Here is a 20,878-nt window from a genome sequence, read left to right as displayed (position 1 = left end):
TCAATTATAGTTTTGTATATATTCCAATGTTGAATGTTGGTGCCAAAGGGGAGTTATCAATTCCAAATGCTCCAATGGTTGAAAAATTAACTCCAAATTTACCTTCAATAAATTCGTAATTTGCCTTTAATGCGAGTGCGTTATAAGTTTGTCTGTCTAAATGCGATGCCCATTGATATTGATCGTTTATAAAAGCATTTTCTTTCGAAATTGGATTTCGAGTATCTAAAACCAGAATTAAATGTCCCTTTGGAATGATATTATAGCCTACTTCTAGAGTTGCTTTTAAGAAATCAGAATATTCATTGTCCATATATCCATAACCGATATTACCAAAATAATACCATTTATTTTGGCTTGAGCCAATGGTAACATAAGGTAAAATAGTTGACGCATTAATTCCAGTAGTACTTACTACTAGATTTTCATCTTTCTTTATGGAATTGGCCGAATAGAAAACCCCAGAACTGATTTTCCATTTGTTATCGGATAGTTTGTATTTCAAACCAATAGTTACATTTCCTAGTCCAGAAATATTTTGAGAAACATTCCCGAAATCATAAGAAGCTGATTTGTAAGGTAAAATTAATTGGGCTTCTAATTTATTGCTTAAACCGTATTCTGCGTAAGCTTGAACCGTAATATCATTATAATCTCCTTGATTCTCCAGTTTTTTTCCGTCAAATTGAAAGGAATTATAATTTAAACTAGTCATCCCTAATTGTATGTAAGCTTTCCCTTTTTCTCTAGTCCAAGGACTTTGTGAATAGACGGATTGACTACTATAAACGAGTGCAACAATTGCAAATACTACTATTTTTTTCATATTAATTTTGTTTAAATTGATAATTACTTTTTTCTAAATCTTCAAAGGTATCAATGTCATTTAATGTTTCTAAAAAATTAATTTTGTGATTGGTTAAATCTTTTAGAGTATCCCTTAAAACGGTAGAACTCCCCCAATCTTTATTCTTGAAAAGCGAAGGAATCATTTTTTTTAATCCTAATAAATAATATCCGCCATCTTCCGCGGGACCTAGAATAACTTCGTTTCTTTCTAATTCTGTAAAAGCAGTTTCTATAATTTCTGATTTTAATTCGAATAAATCACTGCCTACAATAATGCAATTTGTATATCCTTGTTCGAAAAGCTGTTCGAACGCAGCCTGCATTTTTTCACCTAAATCACCTTTTGATTGAATCTTTTTATGATATACACCTTTTTTCCAAATGTCACCTTCAACAATTGCAATGTCATAAAAAACAAATTTATCACAGTCTATATTTTGGGTTTGCTCCATAGTATGTTGAAGCAGGTCTTTATATACTTCTAGTGCCTTAACGTCACCTATGGTTTTTGCCAAGCGGGTTTTTACTTTTCCCAGTTCAGGATTTCGAGTAAATATTATGAGTGCATTAGTCTTCATATATTTTGATTCCTTTTTTTAGATAAGCACTCCATTCTTTATTATATGCGTGTACACTATCCGTTTCCTTATTTTGGTCATTAACGACTTTACCACCAGTATTTTTATATTCGAAAATACCACCGTATAAATTGTATACATTCTTATATCCTAATTTCAATAGTTTTTCCCCAATTTGCTCACTGCGAACACCTATGGAACAATAAACTACGATAGTTGCATTTTTATCTTTTACTATTGAGGAGACCTCTTTACTTTTGAAATGATCAAAACCAACAAAAATTGCATTTTTAATATGACTGACATGGAACTCTTTTGGCTCACGTGTATCTAGTAAAATGAGGTTGTTTTTAGTTTTTAGTTCCTCGACTTTGATATAGGGAACACTTTGCTTATTGTGCTTTTTCAAGGCTTGTGGAATCGTGCTTTGTGCCGAAATCAGTACTGAAAAGAGTAAGAAGATGGTATATAAATAGAAACGCATATAGTTTTTTTATAAAGGTATTTAAATTTATAGACGAGAAAAAATTAATTTCCTGACTAATTGTAGTAAAATAAATGTAAAATAAGTTTGAAAGGGATAATTAAAAATAATCTGTAACTTTAGAGGATGCAATTATAATTTACTTATTTCAATTACATAATCTATTCATCTAAAAAAAAGAATATGCTTCAAAATATATTAATGCAACGAAAAACTTACGCATCCGAAGAACATAAAATGATGCAGGCCATGATTCAGGAATTCATTTCGAATGAAATTATGGATCAGCTGGATGAATGGGAAAAAAACGGAATGGTAAGCCGTGAAATATGGAAACGAGCGGGTGAATTAGGGTTGTTGTGTTTAGACATTCCTGAAATTTACGGAGGCGGAGGACTAGATTTTACTTTTAATGCATTATTAATTGAAGAGTTTGCCAAAAAAGGAATAACCGGACCCGGGTTTTCATTGCATTCTGATATTGTGGCGCCTTATTTATTGTATTATGGAACCGAAGCACAGAAGAAAAAGTATTTGCCGTTGATGGCATCTGGGGAAATGATTACGGCCATAGGAATGACAGAACCAAATTGCGGAAGTGATTTAAAAGCACTGCTTACAACCGCTGAAGATAAAGGAGATCATTACTTAGTAAATGGCCAAAAAACATTTATAACCAATGGCTTTATGTGTGATATGGCAATTGTTGCTGTGAAAACGAACCACAATACGGAAGAGGAAGGGGTCACCTTGCTTATTATGGAATCTTCGATGAAAGGTTTTAATAAAGGCGTTCCGCTGAAAAAAATAGGGATGAAATCACAAGATACAGCCGAGTTGTTTTTTGATAATGTGAAAGTTCCAAAAGAGAATAGGCTTGGTGATGAAAAAATGGGATTCAAAATAATGATGAAGGAATTGGCTCGGGAGCGTCTAACTGTTGGAATTATGGCTGTTGCTACTGCTGAAGGAGCAATTGAAGATACAATTGCTTATACCACAGAGCGTACCGCCTTTGGTACACCTATCGCTGGATTTCAAAACACCCAATTTAAACTGGCTGAATGCGCTACACAAATGCAAATACATCAAACTTTCCTTGATCGATGTATCGAATTATTGAAAGACCACGAATTAACAACCGAAAGTGCTTCGATGATTAAATATTCAGCAACGGATATGTGCGGAGTAGTGGTTGATGAGTGTTTACAATTATTTGGTGGTTATGGTTATATGTGGGATTACCCAATTGCTCGTATGTATGCAGATAATCGTGTTGCGAGAATTTATGCAGGTACAAATGAAATTATGAAAATGCTAATTGCCCGTGGGTTGTTGAATGATATTTTAAAGTAATCCGGCTCCCGAAGCTTCTGGATCGGGTTGAAAAGGTTTACCATTATAAGGTATTGTTTTTTACATCCTGCTTAAATGACCTTATATTTCTTATATGGTTAAAATTAAATGTTGTTTATTTTAGAATATAGCCAAATAAGTATACTTAAGAATAAATTAATATTATTTTAATAATAGTCTCACTATCATTGAATTTCGACTGTTTTTTAAAGTTTTTCTTAAGAATAAATGTCTTTTATTTATATATTTGTTAACATTTTCCTTATTAATGATAAGGGCATTTAATAATGCATTAAAGATAAATATGTTACCTCTTGATATTTAAGTGGTTACGACGTTAATTCAGAGACAATAAAGTTGCTTCTGAATATCAAATAATATTAATACTGAGCTTAAATGCTTTCGCTTATATATAGTTGTACGCCCTACTACTTGAAAAAACGAATCTTAGCCCTCTATTCTCAGCATCTATAAAACCTATGTTTATACCACAATCTGTAATTTTATATTTTTCGAATGCTGTTAAGGCAATAGAAAAAAATCAAAAAAAATCATTTAAAAGAACTGTTTCTAATTTTTTTAAGCTGAATAAAGGGAGTAATACTATTTTTAAAAAAGACTTTTTAGGAAGTACCGTTTTAGGAGCAAAACTTATTTTTTTGCTTTTTACTTTATTTTCGTTTTCCTCAATACTAGCTCAGCCTATAATTAATGGAACTCAAAATATTGCTTGTCAAGGACAAACAGTTAATTATAGTCTTTCTAATTCTTTTACTACTTATCAATGGACTGTAACCGGCGGGACTCCATCGAGCGGAACAGGGTCGACGATAAATGTAACTTGGGGTACTGGAAATAGAGGTCAAATTACTGTTGAGGGTTTTAATAGTGGTATTTCTCAAGGAACTGCAACGCGTAAAATTTATATTGACCAGAAATCAGCTTTTACAACAACTCCTAACCAAACGATTTGTAACGGAAGCGCAACAAATCTTAGTTTAAATTTTACAAATAAATCACTAAAACTTAATGGAACATCAGATTATGTGGGGATTTCGAATTCAAACTTAATCAATCTTGGAATAACAGATTTCAGAACTGTCTCGATGTGGTTTAAGGCTAACGATATAACAAGCCGTCAAGTACTGTATAATGAAGGGGGAGCAACTAATGGGTTCTCTATGTATATCGAAGGCGGTAGGGTCTATGTATTGGGTTGGGAGTCAAATTCAGCCTGGAACGCACCAAATGCAGCTATTAATGTTGGTCAATGGTACAATATAACTTTTGTTTTTGATGAAAATGCAACCGATGGATATCACTTTAAAGGATATTTAGACGGGGTTAATATAGGTCAGTTTAACCAAGGGTCTGGTGGAAATAATGGAATGAGTGCGCATTCTGGACCGGTTGCCATTGGATCTAATTCCAACATCCGTTTTCATAATAATTCGACTAGTTCAAATAATTATTTTAATGGTTATGTAGATGGGTTTAAATTATGGAACCGTTCATTGACGCAAGCTGAAATTGTTATTGAAAAAAACCATTGGCTTACAAGTCCTGTGATTGACGCTGATTTAGACGTGTATATTGATTTTAATAATTCAGTGTTAGATATTGCTGATAATCCAACTGCTGAAAGTGGAGTGTTGAATGGAAGTCCGGTTTATGATGATGACGCTCCATTAATCCCTACTATTTTGTGGTCTCCTGGAGGAGCGTCTACTAAATCTATTACAGTAAGTCCTGCCTCTAATACTACTTATACTTATTCATTGACTGAAAAACTTTCTGGAATATGTAGTCAAAACGGGAGTGTTGACATTACAGTAAGTGCCATTATCCCTACAATAACAAGTACTACCACAGGTTCAAGAGTGGGTAATGGAACGGTTGTATTAGGTGCTACAGTATCTGCAGGTACAATAAATTGGTACACAACTTCTGTTGGAGGAACTGCAATTGGAACAGGCACAAGTTTTACAACTCCCTCGATATCCTCAACTACGACATATTATGCTGAGGCGGTATTGAATAGTTGTGCTTCAAGTCCAAGAACAGCAGTAGTTGCAGTTGTAAGTTGTGCCGCTGGAGCTACTAATAGTTCGACTTATGAACGAATAATTCTAGTGGAAATAGGAACCATTAATAATGATTCAGGACTTAGTGCTGGAGGATATGCTGATTATACAAATTTATCAACCAATACTGATATTGGAAAGTCATATCCCATAATCGTTACGAATGGATATCTGGATACTGGTAGTCAAGTGGGAATCTGGGTAGATTGGAATCATAACGGAGATTTCACTGATAGCGGTGAATTTTTTAGTACAACTATGGTGGATGATAAGTTTTCGGGTACTATAATTCCTCCATCTGGGGCTAGTTTAGGTTCTACTAGAATGAGGATAAGGATTAGGTACAATGGCGCTCTTGACCCTTGTGGTGATACGACATGGGGTGAGGTAGAAGAGTACACTTTAAATGTTGTGCCAATAATTACAGGAGTTACACCTAATTTACGTTGTGGTCCAGGTACTGTTGTTCTTGGAGCAACAGCGACGTCAGGGGGAACAATCAATTGGTATTCGGCATCAACTGGAGGAGCTTCACTTGGTTCTGGTATTTCCTTTACAACGGGATTTTTAACTAATACAACTTCATACTGGGTAGATGCCACTTATAACGGTTTTACTACTAGTTCAAGAACGGCTGTTATCGCTACCATAAGTTCTTCTAATCCAATTGAAGTAGTATCAAGTTTGGGTGCTTCGCAAAACTGCTATGCAACTTTAAAATTGGCTTTTGATGCAATCAATGCGGGAACACATCGTGGTGTGATTTCTATTAACATTGTTGGAAACACAACAGAGACTGTTTCGGCTTTATTAAATGCCAGTGGAACAGGACCTTCGATTTATACAAGTATAACGATCAGGCCATTGGGTGGGGTAAGTAGATCAATAAGCGGTGTTTTGTCAACCCCCTTGATTGATTTAAACGGAGCTACTAATGTAATCATTGATGGATTAAACAGCAATGGCAATGCCTTGACCATATCAAATGCAAGTACTTCTGCATCAGCATCTACTTTACGATTTATTAATAATGCAAATGCAAATACGGTTCGTAATTGTACTATTGAAGGCTCGTCACTGAGTGCTACTAGTGGAGTGGTTTTGTTTGGAAGCTCAACTTCGGCAACAGGAAATAATAATAATACGATTGAAAGTTGTACTATCAATGCTACTGTGGGAAGTGATTCAAGTACTGTTGCGATTTATTCGGCTGGAGCAGTTGGTAAAGAAAACACAAATAATACTATTAAAAATAATTCCATATATAATTTCCGTCAAAGAGGAATCGATATTGCTGCTACGGGTTCTACTAATTGGATTATTACAGGAAATAGTATTTATAATGGAGGGCTTGTTTCTGCAACTAATTTTCCAGCTTCTACTGATTTTTATGGTATTCGAATTCTGGGAGGTAGTGGTTATACTATTTCAGGTAATTATATAGGAGGAAGTGATGTGAGTGCAGGAGGAAGTAGCGCTACTTATGGTTCAACTTTAGGAAGAATAGGGTTTTATGGTATTTCATTAACTACAACAACACCCTTTACAAAATCAGAGATTAAATCTAATGTTATTAAATCGATTGTAATTAATTCAGTTCCTACTGTGGCTAATTCAGTTACTTTTTATGGTGTTGATTTGCCAGGAGCCGGAAGCAATATTGTTGTAGGAGGAGATAATTCAATTGATGGGAATACCATTGGTTCAAATACTGCGAATGGAAGTATTGCCATTACAACAACTACAAATACAAATACTTTTACTTCTTTAATTAGAGGGATTAATGGATTGAGTGCCAAAGGAACTGATGGGGTAATTAAAAATAATAAAATTGGTGGGATTGACATCAATAATATTGGAGCCGCACCTGCTGCATCTACTTTTTTGGGGATTTATATCATAAATGCATCAGCACCTAATATTTTAAATAATGCTGTTGGTTTAAGTCAAGCAGCAAGTATTAGAGTTTTGCCAACTTCACAAGCTGTAGCCACTAGTTTAACAGGTATTAATATAGGAACAACTGTAACTGCAATAACTGTAGATGGGAATATCGTTCAAAATATTTCCAGATTGAATACAACTAATACAACAGGAAGTTTTACGGGAATCTTGTCGTCTGCGGCCATCAATTCAACGGTTCTAATCAATAATAATTCACTTCGTAATTTTTATGTAGAAAGTGGTACCACCGGTATTACCAGTGGAATTACTAATTCATCTGTAGCTGCAGGAACAACTACTGCTACTATTTCCAATAATATCCTTGATGGATTTAATGTAAAAGCCTTTTCAATAGGAACCGGTACACCGCTTGCCTCATATTTCATTGGCATTAACAATACAACAGGTATAAATACACTAAATATTATTGGAAATACCTTGACAAATTTCAGTACTTCACAAACAGGTACAGGTAATATCAATTTTATACGAAACACGGGAGCAATTGTAACATCAATTAATATTAATAATAATTTTTTAGGTACGGCAATCAATCCTTTAGTAACTTTTGCCGCTGCAAATAATGGTGCGCATATTTTTATTAACAACACTGCTGGTGGAGCTTCGGCTGCATTGTCAATTAGTAATAATGATTTTCAAGGAATTAATTATACCGGAGCAAATGGTGTCGGTGGAATAACATTTATTTTAAATTCAGCAACAACCTTTTCTCAAAACATCAGCAACAATACTTTTACTGGTTTGAGTTTGAAAACAGCAGGTGGTGTAATTTTTATCTCCAACAGTGTTGTATTAAGAGCAGGCGGATTCCAAACGGTTAGCAACAACAAAATTAATACTAGTTTTGCTAAGACTGTAGCCGGAGGAACGATAACGTTATTTTCGAGTACAGCATTATCGCCGGCAAGTAATTTAACTGTTACGCATACCAATAATAATTTTTCAAACATTACGCTTACTGGTGCGACAGTAATCGCAGGATGGGTACATACCGAAGCTAGTGGAACTTCATTTGCTAATAAAACATTTTCGGGCAATATCTTCAATAACTGGACAACAGGTGGTTCTGCAGTAACAGGAATGAATGTCAGCGGATTCGGAGGAACTTCCTCGATTTCTAATAATACAATTACAAATATCAATGGTCAAGCTGCAATCACTGGACTTACTATTGGTGGATTTGGTACTGCCACTACTTTGACAGTCAGTGGAAATAATATTACAGGTTTGAGTTCCACAGGAACAGGTGGTTCGGTAATCGCTTTGGCAAGTGCAAATTTATCACCCCTTGTAAATATTGATGCCAATAACATCAGTGGATTGTCCTCTACTGGAACTACAGCTTCTGTAATCGGTATCAATGTGACAGCAGCGACCAATGCAACGATTAGCAACCATACGATTCATACCCTTTCGGCTTCGGGAATAACAACTCCGGTAATCAGTGCCATATCTGCCACATCCACTGGTACGGTAAGTATACAAAACAACACTATTCATACGGTTAGTACAGGCGGCATAACGACATCTGGTTATATCTTTAATGGGGTACTTGTTGCAGGCCTGCTTGGTAATTTCACCGTATCGGGCAATACGATTGGAAATGAAACAGCGAACAATATTTCCTTAGGAAGTGGATCTACATCGGCAGTTTGTACATTTAATGGAATTAACAACAGCACAGCCACCGGGACAGTTTCAATAACGGGGAATACAATTCAGAATGTTACAGTATATGGTAGTGGAGCTTCTTTGTTTACCGGTATTGTAAATACGCCCAATGCATCTAATGTTTCCATTGCTTCCAATACAATCACTACCTGTTCAAACACTGCCGGAACTACAGGCCAAATGCGCGGGATTGTTGTAACGACGGGGGGTACGGTTAATGTGAATCAGAATGCAATATCAGGTCTTACTGCCAACAATATACTGACAGGATTTTTAACTGGTGTTACAATTGCAGCAGGAACAAACGTGAATGTATTTCAGAATACGATTAGCGGGTTTACAGGAAACGCATTAACGACAATTGCTGCCGGATCGATGAATGGGATTTCAATAGCAGGGGGGATAACGGTAAACGCTTATCGCAATAAGGTTTATGATTTGTCAACTGCCAGTTCAGGTTTTACAGGGCAATTAAATGGAATGATTGTTTCTGCAGGGTCAAATGTGTATTTATACAATAATATTATTGGGAGCTTGTTTGCATCTAATGCTAATAATGCTCCTGATGCAATACGGGGAATAAGTATTATATCAACAGTTGCTCCTTCAAATATCAATGTGTATTTCAATTCCATCTATTTGAATGCCTCGTCCACTGGCACAACAAATTTTGGAACTTCTGGAATATTCCATACTGCAAATGCCACTGCCACGACTGCTTTCTTGGTTTTAAGGAATAATATCATTCAGAATCATTCTCTTGCCAAAGGAACAGGTTTTACAGTAGCTTTGAGAAGATTGGGTATTGCATTAGATAACTATTCAAGTTCTTCTAACAATAACTTGTATTATTCGGGGACACCTTCTGCAAAATATCTGTTGTATTATGACGGAACCAACAGTGACCAGTCATTAACACAGCTCAAGGGCAGGATGATTAACAGGGATCTTGCTTCTGTAACGGAGGATATGATTTCTGACCTGAAATTTAAAAGTATTCTAGGGTCATCGGTAGATTACCTCCACATTAATCCCTCGAAAGCTACTTTAGCAGAAAGCGGAGCTGTAAATATTAGCGGATTTATAAATGACTTTAAAGGCAGTATACGTCAAGGTAACGGAGGTTATGTTGGTACAGGAACAAATCCAGATATAGGTGCTGATGAGTTTGAAGGAATGTTTTTTAATGTATGGAAAGGAGCTATAAGTCAAGATTGGGGTACTGTTGGAAATTGGACTAGAAATATAATTCCATCTGCTGATGCGAGTATTGTTTTTGATGATTTACCTGTTAATGATTGTTATTTAGATCAGGACCGTTCAGTAACTAATATTACCAATACGCAATCAACTTATGGGTTGGTTTTAAATGGAAACAGACTAACGTTAAAAGGAGATTTATTATTCTCAGGAGGGGCAACAATAGATGCTTCTGCTGTAAATTCTACGATGCAATTTTCGGGAATGGCAGTGCAAACAATAAATGCCGGTGTATTTAAAAATGATGCCGTTTATAATTTGAATATTAATAATTCGAATAATGTGTTGCTTAGTGGAAACTTAGGCTTGTTAAATAATTTCACCACCACCACAGGATTATTAGACGCATTTACAAATTTTCCAGTAATAACGTATGCTGGAAGTACGTTACAAACTATTGGTAATAATCAATTTCTAGGTGGAAAAGTTTATAATCTTACTGTAGATAATGCAATAGGGGTAAATATTAATTCTAATTTTGAAGTAACTAATGCACTATTGATTAATCCAACTAAAAAAGTTGCAGTATCCCCTTTGTATCAATTAACAGCATTAGGAACAATAACTAATAATTCAGATGCAGCTGGCTTTGTTCTTAGGTCTGATGCAACAGGAACAGCCTCATTAATACACAATTCTAATAATGTTGTTGCTACAGTTCAGCGTTATATTAAAGGAGCTAAAGAAGATTGGCATTTCCTTTCCTCGCCAGTTTTTGATCAAGGTATTAGTGGTAGTTGGTTGCCTTCTGGGACTTATGGAACGGGTAATCCTGTAACCGGAACAGGGTATGATTTAAATGTTTGGAACGAATCTACATTTAGATGGGTATATAGAACCAATACAACTTCAATTATCAATTGGAATACAGTACATCCATCACCCAATTTTGTATCGGGTAAGGGATATCTTTATTCAGTTCAGGATTTAAATCCAACAAAAGAATTTATAGGAAATTTGAACAATGGCGTTGTGATTTCTCCAATTACGATCACTACAACTGCAGATCTGTTATTGAAAGACCTTGAAGGATTTAATTTAATTGGTAACCCTTATCCGTCTTCGATTGATTGGAGTGCATCATCAGGATGGACACGTTCAAACTTGGTTGATAATGCAGGTGGAAAAGACATGTGGATTTGGAATCCAACTTTAAACAATTATGGGGTTTATAACTCGACTACATTAATAGGTACTAACGCTATTTCAAGATTTATAGCTCCTATGCAAGGTTATTTTGTTAAGGCAGCAACTTCAGGAAATCTGGTAGTAAACAATAATACTCGAGTGCATACAGGCGCTGGAAATTGGTTTAAAACCAAAAACACACAAACGGGTTTAATCCGTGTTAAAGTGCTTTCTGAAGCTAACCAAAATGGAGATGAGGCTTTGTTGCAATTTGGTTATAACAAAAACGAACCAGGAGCGACAAAGTTGTTCAGTCACGTTCTTACTGCTCCAAGCCTTTATTTGGCTACTGCATCAGAATATTATTCGGTTCGTTATTTTACAAATACGGAAGAAAATAAAGCTATTCCAGTTTCTTTCAAGTCGGGTAATGATGGTTATTTTTCACTTATATTTGAGTTTGATGTTAAAGATTTTGAAACAGTATTATTAGAAGATCGTTTATTGGAAACCCTTATTACTTTAGAATCTGCAAAAGCATATAAGTTTAGTGCTTCTAAAAAAGAGGATCCAAATCGTTTTGTGGTTCATTTTAACGAGTTAGAAGCTAAAAATATTGACAAAATACCTGCTATTGTTTATTCGAAAGAGAATCAACTTATTGTTGACTTATCAGTCGTAAATGTTGATACAGAAATTAGTTGTTATGATGTTTCAGGTAGATTGTTGTTAAAAAGTCGTTTAGAAGGTCAAAAAGTACATAAGCTAGATATTAATGCCACGAATCAAATGCTATTAATACAACTAAAAAATGAAAATGGGGAAGTCAGAACTAAAGTATTGTTCAATCCATTAAGATAATAACTTTTAATGTCTCAATGCCATAATTTATAAAACACTTATTCCTTTTTATTGGAGTAAGTGTTTTTTTTATTACAATACGGGAGCAGAATTCTTAATATTTTCTATTGTTTTCTAATGGAGGTTAATAATTAAATACTGATTTTTTGTAATTTAATTTTATTGAATTCCATATGAAGTAGAATTCAGTATTAGTTTGTAAGCATCTGTATTTTAGAATATTATGAAATTTTTAACTATTTTATAATATTATTTAATCTAATTTTATTCTAATCTTTTGGATTGATAGAAAAAAAGAAAACTACTTCTATACTGTCAAATTGAATTAAATACCACAAATTCTAAAAAGATTACCAATGTGTTTGGATACTTCTTACAATCATTTCGGTTATATATTAAACATAGGTAAATTCATTGCTATGTAGTATAAGTATTATCAAATTATAAAATAAGTGTATTTAATCGGATTTATTTGCAATATAGCGTTAATTAGGAGTAGATTTAAGATGTGGAAAGTCTTGAATGTTGTTAGTGAGGGAAAAAAGATTACTACAAAATTTATTAATTGCAATCAAAGTTAGTATAGAATATAATCAGCTTTAATATGAAGAATCTATTTACATATTTATTGGTATTTATTGCAGTTGGTTTATCATCGAATGTTAAAGCGCAATCAGGGGCATCAGTAAATGCTTCGGCAGGAGCAAGTATAGTTGTTCCAATGAAACTTTCGGAGAAAAATTCTTTAAATTTTGGTACTAGTACTAAACAAGTTGGATTAGGTGGTTCAGTAGTACTTTCTACTGGTGATGCCTCGAGAGATTTTAACGGGGGGGTTTCTGCTTCTTCAATTGGAGAATCTCCATCTAATGCTATTTTTGAAATTTCCGGAACACATAATAAAAGTTATTCAATTACCTTACCTTCTTCAATTACAATAGCGGAGTCAGGATCTAGTACAATGATTATCGATGATCTTAAAGTACGATTTGTAAATACTACTGGTGACATTTTAATTAACGAAGGAAATAATAGTCTAAGTCAGGTGCTTAGCGATAACGGAACAAGTAGTTTTAGATTAGGCGGAAAATTAAACATTGATTCTGATCAAGAAGCAGGAATGTATTCAGGAACTTATGTTGTAATGGTAGATTATAATTAGGGAATATATTAAAGTGTGATTTTTTATTGTCTTATTTTCACCAAATTGAATTTAATTCAAGCGGTATTTATTTCTTTATCCTTAAGAAGTGTAACAAATCTACATTTTGATTTTAAGAAATAGTTTTCTTCTTAAATGAAAGTATTTATATAATTTTAAAATTTCAAGTTTTCCCAAATAGTTTTTTATTAATCCAAAATGAATTTTCTTGTTTGATAAACAAATAAGAAAATTCATTTTGGATTTTTTTATAATTTTTCATTTATTCAATTTTTTTGAATGAATTGGATTTATCATCTTACCATTATTATTGGTGTAATAAATAGTAAAGCGATTGATTTAAGTTAGTTAAGTGTTTTTGTTTAGCTTGTAAATCATACTCAAGTAAAAATACGTAGGTTATTAACAAAAAATTTAGAAAAACTTGTTTGTATGTGTATTTAAACGAATAAATGTGCGTTTAGTCGATTTTATTGTTATTACAGTCAATTGTTGTTTAATCTTGCAATCTGAATATATTTTTATTCATATTTGCCCAAACAAAACTAAAACCTACTAAAATTGAAAAAAAACCTACTATTGCTTTTCGTTGTATTTGTATTTACAACATTAGCATCGAATGTATCTGCTCAGACTATTGCAACTGTAACAGGAACTACAGCTGGAGCAAAATTAATTAGACCGATGGGTCTTTCTCGAACTTCTGCTTTACATTTTGGAACTATAAATATCTTAACCCCTGGGTCAGGGACAGTTATTCTTAATCCAAGTGATGCTACTCGTACTTTTACAGGTGTTCTACAACAATCATTAGTTAATCCTCCTGCTACAAATGCTGCATTTAATGTTACAGGAACTAAAGATACCTTTTACCTAGTGTCATTGCCTAGTGAAATTTTTGTGACTGACGGAACAACTACAATGACAATTGATAATATAACTGCGAGTTTTGCAACTGCGGGAGCGATTGCTTTCAGAGGTATTCTTAATGGATCAGGTCAGGATAGTTTTAAGGTTGGTGGAACATTAAATGTAACTGCGTTAGATGCAGGAGGTGTTTACGCAGGAATTTTTAATGTTAGTGTTGATTATAACTAGAATTATTTTATAAAATACTATAGGGGGAAAACAAAATAGTTTTCCCCTTTTTTTTTGGAAAGAATGTTTTATTTTTGGCTTTATGGTAAATATTAGAACAATGAAAAAAAGGATTTTATTACTGTGTATTATTGTTTTGGGTTTTAGTTATAAAACGAAAGCACAAGGTGATTTACTTGTTACTCCTACAAGAGTGGTTTTTGAGGGGAATAAACAGAGAGAATCACTGAGTTTAGTGAATATGGGTACTGAAACCACAACCTATTCTGTTTCATTTGTTCAAAAGAAAATGAATGAAGATGGTAGTTTTGTAGATCTTGTTGAAGAATTGCCTGGGCAACCTTTTGCGGATCCTTACTTGCGTATTTTTCCACGACAAGTAACTCTTGCTCCTCAGGAAGCACAGGTTATTATGTTGCAATATAGAAGAAAACCGGAAATGGCAGCTGGAGAATACCGTTCTCATTTGTACTTCAGATCTGAGAAAGATTATACGGCACTTGGCCAAAAAGACACTATTAAGGATTCTAAATCTTTAAGTGTGCAAATAATTCCAATATTTGGGATGAGTATTCCAGTAATTATTAGAACAGGTGAAGTAAGTGTTACGGCAGCTTTAGAAGATTTAAAACTGGAAATAGTTGACAAAACGAATCGCATTCTAAATTTAAACATACATCGTAAAGGGAATATATCCCTATACGGTGATATACGTGTTTCTTTTGTTCCTTCTATTGGTAAAGCATATGAAATTGCTGCGGTTAATGGAGTAGGAGTGTATACTAATATTGAAAAGCGAAATATTAAGATAAGATTAGGTAATTCATCTGGAAATGTTTGGACAAGAGGAACAATTAAAGTTAGTTACATAAGTAATGGAGGTGGTAAGCCTGTAGTCTACGCCGAAAATGAGTTAGAAATTAAATAGTTTATTTATTATTAAATTGAGTTTGGAAATTTTCTTTAAAAATATAAGGTACTACAAGGGACTAGTTGTTATGGCTATACTAATCTTGTGCTGTGATTTTTCTTATGCTCAACCAAGTTTACCACAACGTTCAATAACTGTGATGGCTACGCAACAACTTCATTTTGGTACTTTTGCAGTAGGGGCTGGCGGAGGGAGTGTTATCGTGGGTTGGGACGGTACAAGAACTAACACGGGTAATATTACTTTATTGAGTCTGGCTCCTACCTATCAACCTGCAATTTTCGAACTAAAATTGTGTGCGGGAAGAAGTGTAAATATCAGTTTTGATCCCACGGTTAATTTATCCGGTAGCGATGGAGGTAATCTTACCCTTCACGTAGGTCCAACTGAAAAGGGACCAAATGGTACTACATTTATTATTAATACAGATTGTAATTTTGTTACACCTCTTCGTGTTGGAGGGACGCTTGATGTGCCTGGTGGCTCAATACCAGGAGTGTATACAGGGAGTTTCTTTATTACTTTTAATCAGGAATAAAGAATGATTAATTATAGTTTTTATTGCATAAAATCATCTTGGATAGGATTTACTATGCGAAGAAATTTTATTTTTTTTATTAAAATAATTTTTTTTGCTTTTTTACTTACCTCGTTTAATAGCTATAGTGCCATAGTTAACGATTTTGATACTATTGAAAAAACAGTTGACCCAATAAACCTAGATGGCTTTCCTGTAACAGTTACTATAGAGGGTGTGGGTAGTTTTGATATCGATGTGTTATATACAGATAAAAATTTGTTGTATATAAATATTCAGGAATTATTTAGTATTTTAAAAATCCCTTGTAATTATGGTTCTAATGGGCTGAATCTTGAAGGCTTTATTGGAAAAGAACAATATCCTTTTTCTGTCGATTTTGCTAATGAATCAATTAATGTTGGTGGCAGAATTGTAAAAATAAAAGGGAGTTTATTAAAAGAAGAAGGAGCATTGTATATGGAATCCTCTCTTTTTTTACCCGTTTTTGGTATTAAGATGGATTTTAACTATCGATCTTTAACTATAAAATTAAAAGCTAATTTTGAACTTCCAGTTGAAAAACAAATGCGACTCGATAAAATTAGAACTAATATTTCTAAATTAAAAGGAGAACAAATAGTTGATACTATTATAAATCGTAATTACCATCTATTTAAATTCGGAACTATCGATTGGTCAGCTTCTTCGTTTCAAGTATGGAAAGGATTAACTACAAATATAATAGGGTTAAATGTAGGGACTGAATTATTGTATGGTGAAGCTAACTTTTCCATGATCTATAATGACAAAATTAAATTTGATAACAGGCAGTTACGTTATCATTGGCAATGGGTAGACAATGATAAAACTATAATCAAACAAGCGCAAGTTGGAAAAATAAACGTTCCAATGTATTCCTTTATTAATGCCCCATTAATTGGAGCAACTATTCGTAATTCATCAACTTCAGTTAGAAAAGCAAAAGGGAGTTATGTTATAAGTGATTTTACGGAACCTAACTGGACTATTGAGCTGTATATTAATAATGTTCTTGTTAATTTCACCACTGCAGATGCTTCTGGAGCCTTTGTTTTTAATGTACCCAATGTTTATGGATTTTCTACTTTAAAGCTAAAATATTATGGTCCTTTAGGCGAAGAACGCGTTGAGGAGCGTGTAATGAACGTGCCGTATACTGTAATGGCTGTAAACGAGTTTGAATATGGTTTGTCCGCAGGGATGATTGAAGATGGGAATCAAAGTCGTTTTGGGAAAGCAGAATTTAATTATGGACTAAATCGTTTTATAACTGTTGGTGGTGGTATGGAATATGTATCGACTTTGCCTAATGGAGGAATTCTTCCGTTTTTTAAAACAACTATTCAACCTTTTAGTAAAATGTTATTAAACGGCGAGTATGTACATGGGGTTAGAAGTAGAGCATTGCTTAATTATTATTTAACTAAAAATATTTTACTGGAATTAGATTATGCAAACTATGTTGATGGGCAAGTAGCTACCGTATTTAATGCTTCTGAAGAATTTAAAGCGAAAATATCAGTTCCTTTTAAATTTAAAAAAATCAACGGGTTTTTAAAAATGGATTATTCCAAATTAGCGTATGAAAATTTTGATTATAATTTTGCTAATTTTCTCTTTTCATCCTACTATAAAAACTTCAGTTTCTATACCTCTTCACAAATGAACTGGGTAGGAGAGAAGAGTCTATTTGTTACAAATGATTTAGCGTTGTCGTACCGACTTAAAAGCAATATTGTTTTGCGTACTTCAGCGCGTTATAACGCTACAAACGGTTTGTTTTTGTCTTATAGGGGAGAGGTTGAAAAAAGAACCACTAAAGGGTATTACGCAGTCTCTTACGAAAAAAACATACTTAGTAACGATCATTTTTTAAATGTAAGTTACAAATATGATTTGCCTTTTGCGCGAACAAATGTTGGTTTGTCTCAAAGCAGGAATCAAGTTGTGTCTTCTATGGGAGCTCAAGGAAGTTTAGCACTTGGTGCTGGTGGGCATAACCAAGTTTACACCAGTAATAATTCTTCGGTAGGTAAAGGAGGTATTTTAATTTATCCATTTTTAGATATAAATCAAAATGGAGTTTTCGATAAAGGAGAACATTTGGTTAAAATAAATAATGTTAAAGTAAATGGAGGCCAAGCTATTTTTAATGAAAAAGATTTGATAGTTCGTATTCCAAATTTGAATGCATTTAATGACTATACCTTAACCTTTAGTGATACCGAATTAGATAATATTGCATGGCGATTTAAAGATAAATTCTATCAAGTGATGATTGATCCAAATCAATTTAAGCGTATTGATGTACCTATTCAGTCTATGGGAGAAATTAGTGGTATGGTTTATTTAGACAAAGGTGATTTATTGAAAGGACTAGGTCGTGTTTTGATAAAAGTATACAAAAAAGGGAGCGATACCGTTTTTAAAGAAATACTTTCTGAATCAGATGGATATATTTACTTGCTAGGACTTAAACCTGGAGAGTATCGCGCTTGTATTGATTCAGAGCAACTTTCTAATCTTAATTTTGTTGCTGAACCAGCCTGTAGAAACTTTACAATTAAAGTATCTGAAGATGGTGATATTATTGAAGGTATGGACTTTGTTTTAAAAGCCAAACCAGACTAGACTCGCATTAAATTAATTCTTGAATAAAAGAGGAAAAAAGAGGTTATTATTCCCCCAGCACAATAGAAAGGATATGGAAATATGCAGAGGAAGAACATCTGCTTTAAGTTTATGATTGGGACTGTCGATTAGTATTGGATGGTTTTTGAAGGTATTTGCAATCGATCTTAATCTTTTAAAATGGTAAAAAAAGGTATAGATAAAGATATTCTATATTCTTAAAAGTAATTTGCAAAATATTAAACATTAGATTTCGATGTAAACGTTGATCCAACCGAGGCGATTACAACAAAGACAACCGCTATAACTTCATTTACAGTTAAGTATTCTTGTAAAAAAAGTAACGCACAAATTGAAGCAGCGGCAGGTTCTAAACTCATTAAAATACTGAAGGTTCGGGAAGGTAATTGTCCTAGGGCTTTCATCTCTAGTGTAAATGGAATGGCACTGGACAAAAGGGCAAGAGCAATCCCTAAATAAAAGAATGTTGGCGTGAGGCTATTTAGGCCGTTTCCTAAAATTCCAAAAGGGAGTATTAGTATAGTAGCAAAGAGCATTCCTGTGGCAACTGCTTCACCGCCTTTCATTATTTTAGAGACTTTCCCTCCCAATACAATATAAGCTGCCCAAAGCGCACCTGCTAATAAAGCAAACAGTACTCCAATTAAATCTATTCCGTTATTTGACCAAGGTGCAATTAAAACAATTCCCGAGGCGGCAAGAAGTACCCATAAATAATCCAGTAAACGTTTTGAGCCCAAAACAGCCACTAATAACGGGCCAATAAATTCCAGGGTAACAGCAAGCCCGATCGGAATACGCTCTATAGCCAAATAAAAAATTAAATTCATTGCACCCAAGGATAAACCATAAGGGATTACAATTTTCCATTGGATGGCTGTGATTTTAAATAAGTTAGGTCTGTAAACAGCCAAAAGAATAATAGCGGACAGTCCTATTCTTAGCGTTGCAGTAGCAGCAGCTCCAAGCATAGGGAAGAGTGTTTTTGCAATGGCAGCTCCTGACTGTACGCTTATTATTGCAAAGAGCACAGCAGGTATTGGCGGTATATTGAGTATCTTATTTTTCACTTTATAAATCAGGAATTGGCTGGTAAAACTACAAAAATTATTATTTAAAAATTTTGTTTTAACCTAGATTGAAATTAATAGAGAGTTCTTCTAGTGAAGTCTGTATTTCAGAAAAATCGTTTTCAACTAATTTATAGAGATGCCGACACTGAAATAAGATTAATTCTTGTAGTGGTTTTTGATTACTTTTGAAATAAAATAAACGAAATGACTTTTAAACATTTTTTTAAAGCAAAATTGAATTGGTTTTCTGAAACAAAAGATCTTGATTCAGCCGTAAAGAAATATACTAAAAGCCATACGATTGCCATAGAAGGAAAAGCAATTCTAAATGTTTCAGCTGCCAAAGCTTTCAAAGGCGACCCGCTATGTTATAATCCAGAAGATTTATTGTTAAGCAGTGTGGTTTCTTGCCATATGATGTCGTATTTATATGTTTGTGCTCAAAACGGAATCGAAGTGGTGTCTTATACTGATGAAGCTGAGGCAATTCTTGAAGTTCTTGAGGATGGTAGAGGCCGTTTTATTGAAATGAGCTTAAATCCAAAAGTTATCATAGCACAGCCAGAAAAAATCGCTGAAGCATTATGCTTGCATAAAAAAGCAAATCAACTCTGTTTTATTGCCAACTCCTGTAATTTTCCTATTGTACATTTTCCTAGTTGTGAAGTGGTTTGAATTATTGGTCAGAAACTAAAAAAAACCTGTAGTTCAATGAACTACAGGTTTCTTTTTTTTGTGGAGTCGCCGGGAATCGAACCCGGGTCCAAACAAGCAACTAAAAGGCTTTCTACGCGTTTATTTCCTGATTAGATTTTCGATAGTGGGCTAGGCCAGAAACAGCCACACACTACTTATCTTCTTTAATTCGATAACCACCCGAAGCTTATGGAAATCTAGGTTTATTTTTACGGTTCTCCTGGACTGACCGCCACAAACCAAGGCTTTCAAGGAGAATCCAGCTTTCCTATCTGATAGGAACGTGGCTTAATCTTACTATAATTCGGATTATGCAGCTAAAGCGTAGTTATTTTCGCCGTGTAAAATGATAAGATCTTATATTTACGAGCAAGGTCTCAATGCTCGACGTGCTTACTTCTCAATTCGACTTGCTGTCAAAACCAGTCGACCCCTTTTTTATTTTAAAATTCAAAAATTAATTTGAGATGG

Annotated in this window: 12 protein-coding genes and 1 other RNA gene; 8 read left to right on the top strand and 5 right to left on the bottom strand. The window is 34.0% G+C overall.

Features of this window, described 5'->3' with window-relative positions:
* Positions 1–4 precede the first annotated feature (4 nt).
* The 3 genes from FLAK523_RS13465 to FLAK523_RS13455 are packed head-to-tail and all read right to left on the bottom strand — an operon-like array spanning position 5 to position 1,911.
* The gene (locus FLAK523_RS13465; RefSeq protein ID WP_248904349.1) at positions 5–826 is read right to left on the bottom strand and encodes a hypothetical protein; all 822 of its coding nucleotides are present in this window, start codon (positions 824–826) and stop codon (positions 5–7) included.
* A 1-nt stretch (position 827) separates the two neighbouring features.
* The gene (locus FLAK523_RS13460) at positions 828–1,427 is read right to left on the bottom strand and encodes a TIGR04282 family arsenosugar biosynthesis glycosyltransferase (RefSeq protein WP_248904348.1); all 600 of its coding nucleotides are present in this window, start codon (positions 1,425–1,427) and stop codon (positions 828–830) included.
* Positions 1,417–1,911, bottom strand: coding sequence for a rhodanese-like domain-containing protein (locus FLAK523_RS13455; protein WP_248904347.1), 495 nt, complete (start codon positions 1,909–1,911; stop codon positions 1,417–1,419). The genes FLAK523_RS13460 and FLAK523_RS13455 overlap by 11 nt, the downstream gene beginning before the upstream one ends.
* A gap of 183 nt (positions 1,912–2,094) precedes the next feature.
* Between FLAK523_RS13455 and FLAK523_RS13450 the strand changes: the two genes are divergently transcribed.
* The 7 genes from FLAK523_RS13450 to FLAK523_RS13420 all read left to right on the top strand — a co-directional run bounded on the left by FLAK523_RS13450 (position 2,095) and on the right by FLAK523_RS13420 (position 18,617).
* Positions 2,095–3,267: an acyl-CoA dehydrogenase family protein gene (locus FLAK523_RS13450; protein WP_248904346.1), complete on the top strand. Its 1,173-nt coding sequence runs from the start codon at positions 2,095–2,097 to the stop codon at positions 3,265–3,267.
* Positions 3,268–3,746: 479 nt separating this feature from the next.
* Positions 3,747–12,236, top strand: coding sequence for a GEVED domain-containing protein (locus tag FLAK523_RS13445; protein ID WP_248904345.1), 8,490 nt, complete (start codon positions 3,747–3,749; stop codon positions 12,234–12,236).
* 604 nt (positions 12,237–12,840) lie between these two features.
* The gene (locus tag FLAK523_RS13440) at positions 12,841–13,398 is read left to right on the top strand and encodes a DUF4402 domain-containing protein (RefSeq protein ID WP_248904344.1); all 558 of its coding nucleotides are present in this window, start codon (positions 12,841–12,843) and stop codon (positions 13,396–13,398) included.
* Positions 13,399–13,959: 561 nt separating this feature from the next.
* Complete coding sequence (locus FLAK523_RS13435; protein WP_248904343.1) at positions 13,960–14,496, top strand: DUF4402 domain-containing protein; 537 nt, start codon at positions 13,960–13,962, stop codon at positions 14,494–14,496.
* 100 nt (positions 14,497–14,596) lie between these two features.
* Positions 14,597–15,424, top strand: a complete 828-nt coding sequence (locus FLAK523_RS13430; RefSeq protein WP_248904342.1) for a molecular chaperone — start codon at positions 14,597–14,599, stop codon at positions 15,422–15,424.
* 70 nt (positions 15,425–15,494) lie between these two features.
* Positions 15,495–15,965, top strand: a complete 471-nt coding sequence (locus FLAK523_RS13425; protein ID WP_248904341.1) for a DUF4402 domain-containing protein — start codon at positions 15,495–15,497, stop codon at positions 15,963–15,965.
* Between the two features lie 3 nt (positions 15,966–15,968).
* The gene (locus FLAK523_RS13420) at positions 15,969–18,617 is read left to right on the top strand and encodes a hypothetical protein (protein ID WP_248904340.1); all 2,649 of its coding nucleotides are present in this window, start codon (positions 15,969–15,971) and stop codon (positions 18,615–18,617) included.
* A 239-nt stretch (positions 18,618–18,856) separates the two neighbouring features.
* On the opposite strand, the gene FLAK523_RS13415 is transcribed toward FLAK523_RS13420, so the two are convergent.
* Complete coding sequence (locus FLAK523_RS13415) at positions 18,857–19,708, bottom strand: DMT family transporter (RefSeq protein WP_248904338.1); 852 nt, start codon at positions 19,706–19,708, stop codon at positions 18,857–18,859.
* Between the two features lie 207 nt (positions 19,709–19,915).
* Here FLAK523_RS13415 and FLAK523_RS13410 point away from each other — a divergent pair, with 207 nt between their 5' ends.
* Positions 19,916–20,386: an OsmC family protein gene (locus tag FLAK523_RS13410; protein ID WP_248904336.1), complete on the top strand. Its 471-nt coding sequence runs from the start codon at positions 19,916–19,918 to the stop codon at positions 20,384–20,386.
* Positions 20,387–20,444: 58 nt separating this feature from the next.
* On the opposite strand, the gene ssrA is transcribed toward FLAK523_RS13410, so the two are convergent.
* Positions 20,445–20,841: a transfer-messenger RNA gene (gene ssrA, locus FLAK523_RS13405) on the bottom strand.
* Positions 20,842–20,878 lie beyond the last annotated feature (37 nt).

The organism is Flavobacterium sp. K5-23 (assembly GCF_023278045.1).
In the GTDB taxonomy this organism is placed as follows: domain Bacteria; phylum Bacteroidota; class Bacteroidia; order Flavobacteriales; family Flavobacteriaceae; genus Flavobacterium.
This window is presented reverse-complemented; position numbering and strand designations above follow the sequence as displayed.

Excerpts from the sequence above, each read along its gene's own strand:
- FLAK523_RS13465 (WP_248904349.1), bottom strand. The coding sequence starts at position 826 with ATGAAAAAAATAGTAGTATTTGCAATTGTTGCACTCGTTTATAGTAGT.
- FLAK523_RS13460 (WP_248904348.1), bottom strand. The coding sequence starts at position 1,427 with ATGAAGACTAATGCACTCATAATATTTACTCGAAATCCTGAACTGGGA.
- FLAK523_RS13455 (WP_248904347.1), bottom strand. The coding sequence starts at position 1,911 with ATGCGTTTCTATTTATATACCATCTTCTTACTCTTTTCAGTACTGATT.
- FLAK523_RS13450 (WP_248904346.1), top strand. The coding sequence starts at position 2,095 with ATGCTTCAAAATATATTAATGCAACGAAAAACTTACGCATCCGAAGAA.
- FLAK523_RS13445 (WP_248904345.1), top strand. The coding sequence starts at position 3,747 with ATGTTTATACCACAATCTGTAATTTTATATTTTTCGAATGCTGTTAAG.
- FLAK523_RS13440 (WP_248904344.1), top strand. The coding sequence starts at position 12,841 with ATGAAGAATCTATTTACATATTTATTGGTATTTATTGCAGTTGGTTTA.
- FLAK523_RS13430 (WP_248904342.1), top strand. The coding sequence starts at position 14,597 with ATGAAAAAAAGGATTTTATTACTGTGTATTATTGTTTTGGGTTTTAGT.
- FLAK523_RS13425 (WP_248904341.1), top strand. The coding sequence starts at position 15,495 with ATGGCTATACTAATCTTGTGCTGTGATTTTTCTTATGCTCAACCAAGT.
- FLAK523_RS13420 (WP_248904340.1), top strand. The coding sequence starts at position 15,969 with ATGATTAATTATAGTTTTTATTGCATAAAATCATCTTGGATAGGATTT.
- FLAK523_RS13410 (WP_248904336.1), top strand. The coding sequence starts at position 19,916 with ATGACTTTTAAACATTTTTTTAAAGCAAAATTGAATTGGTTTTCTGAA.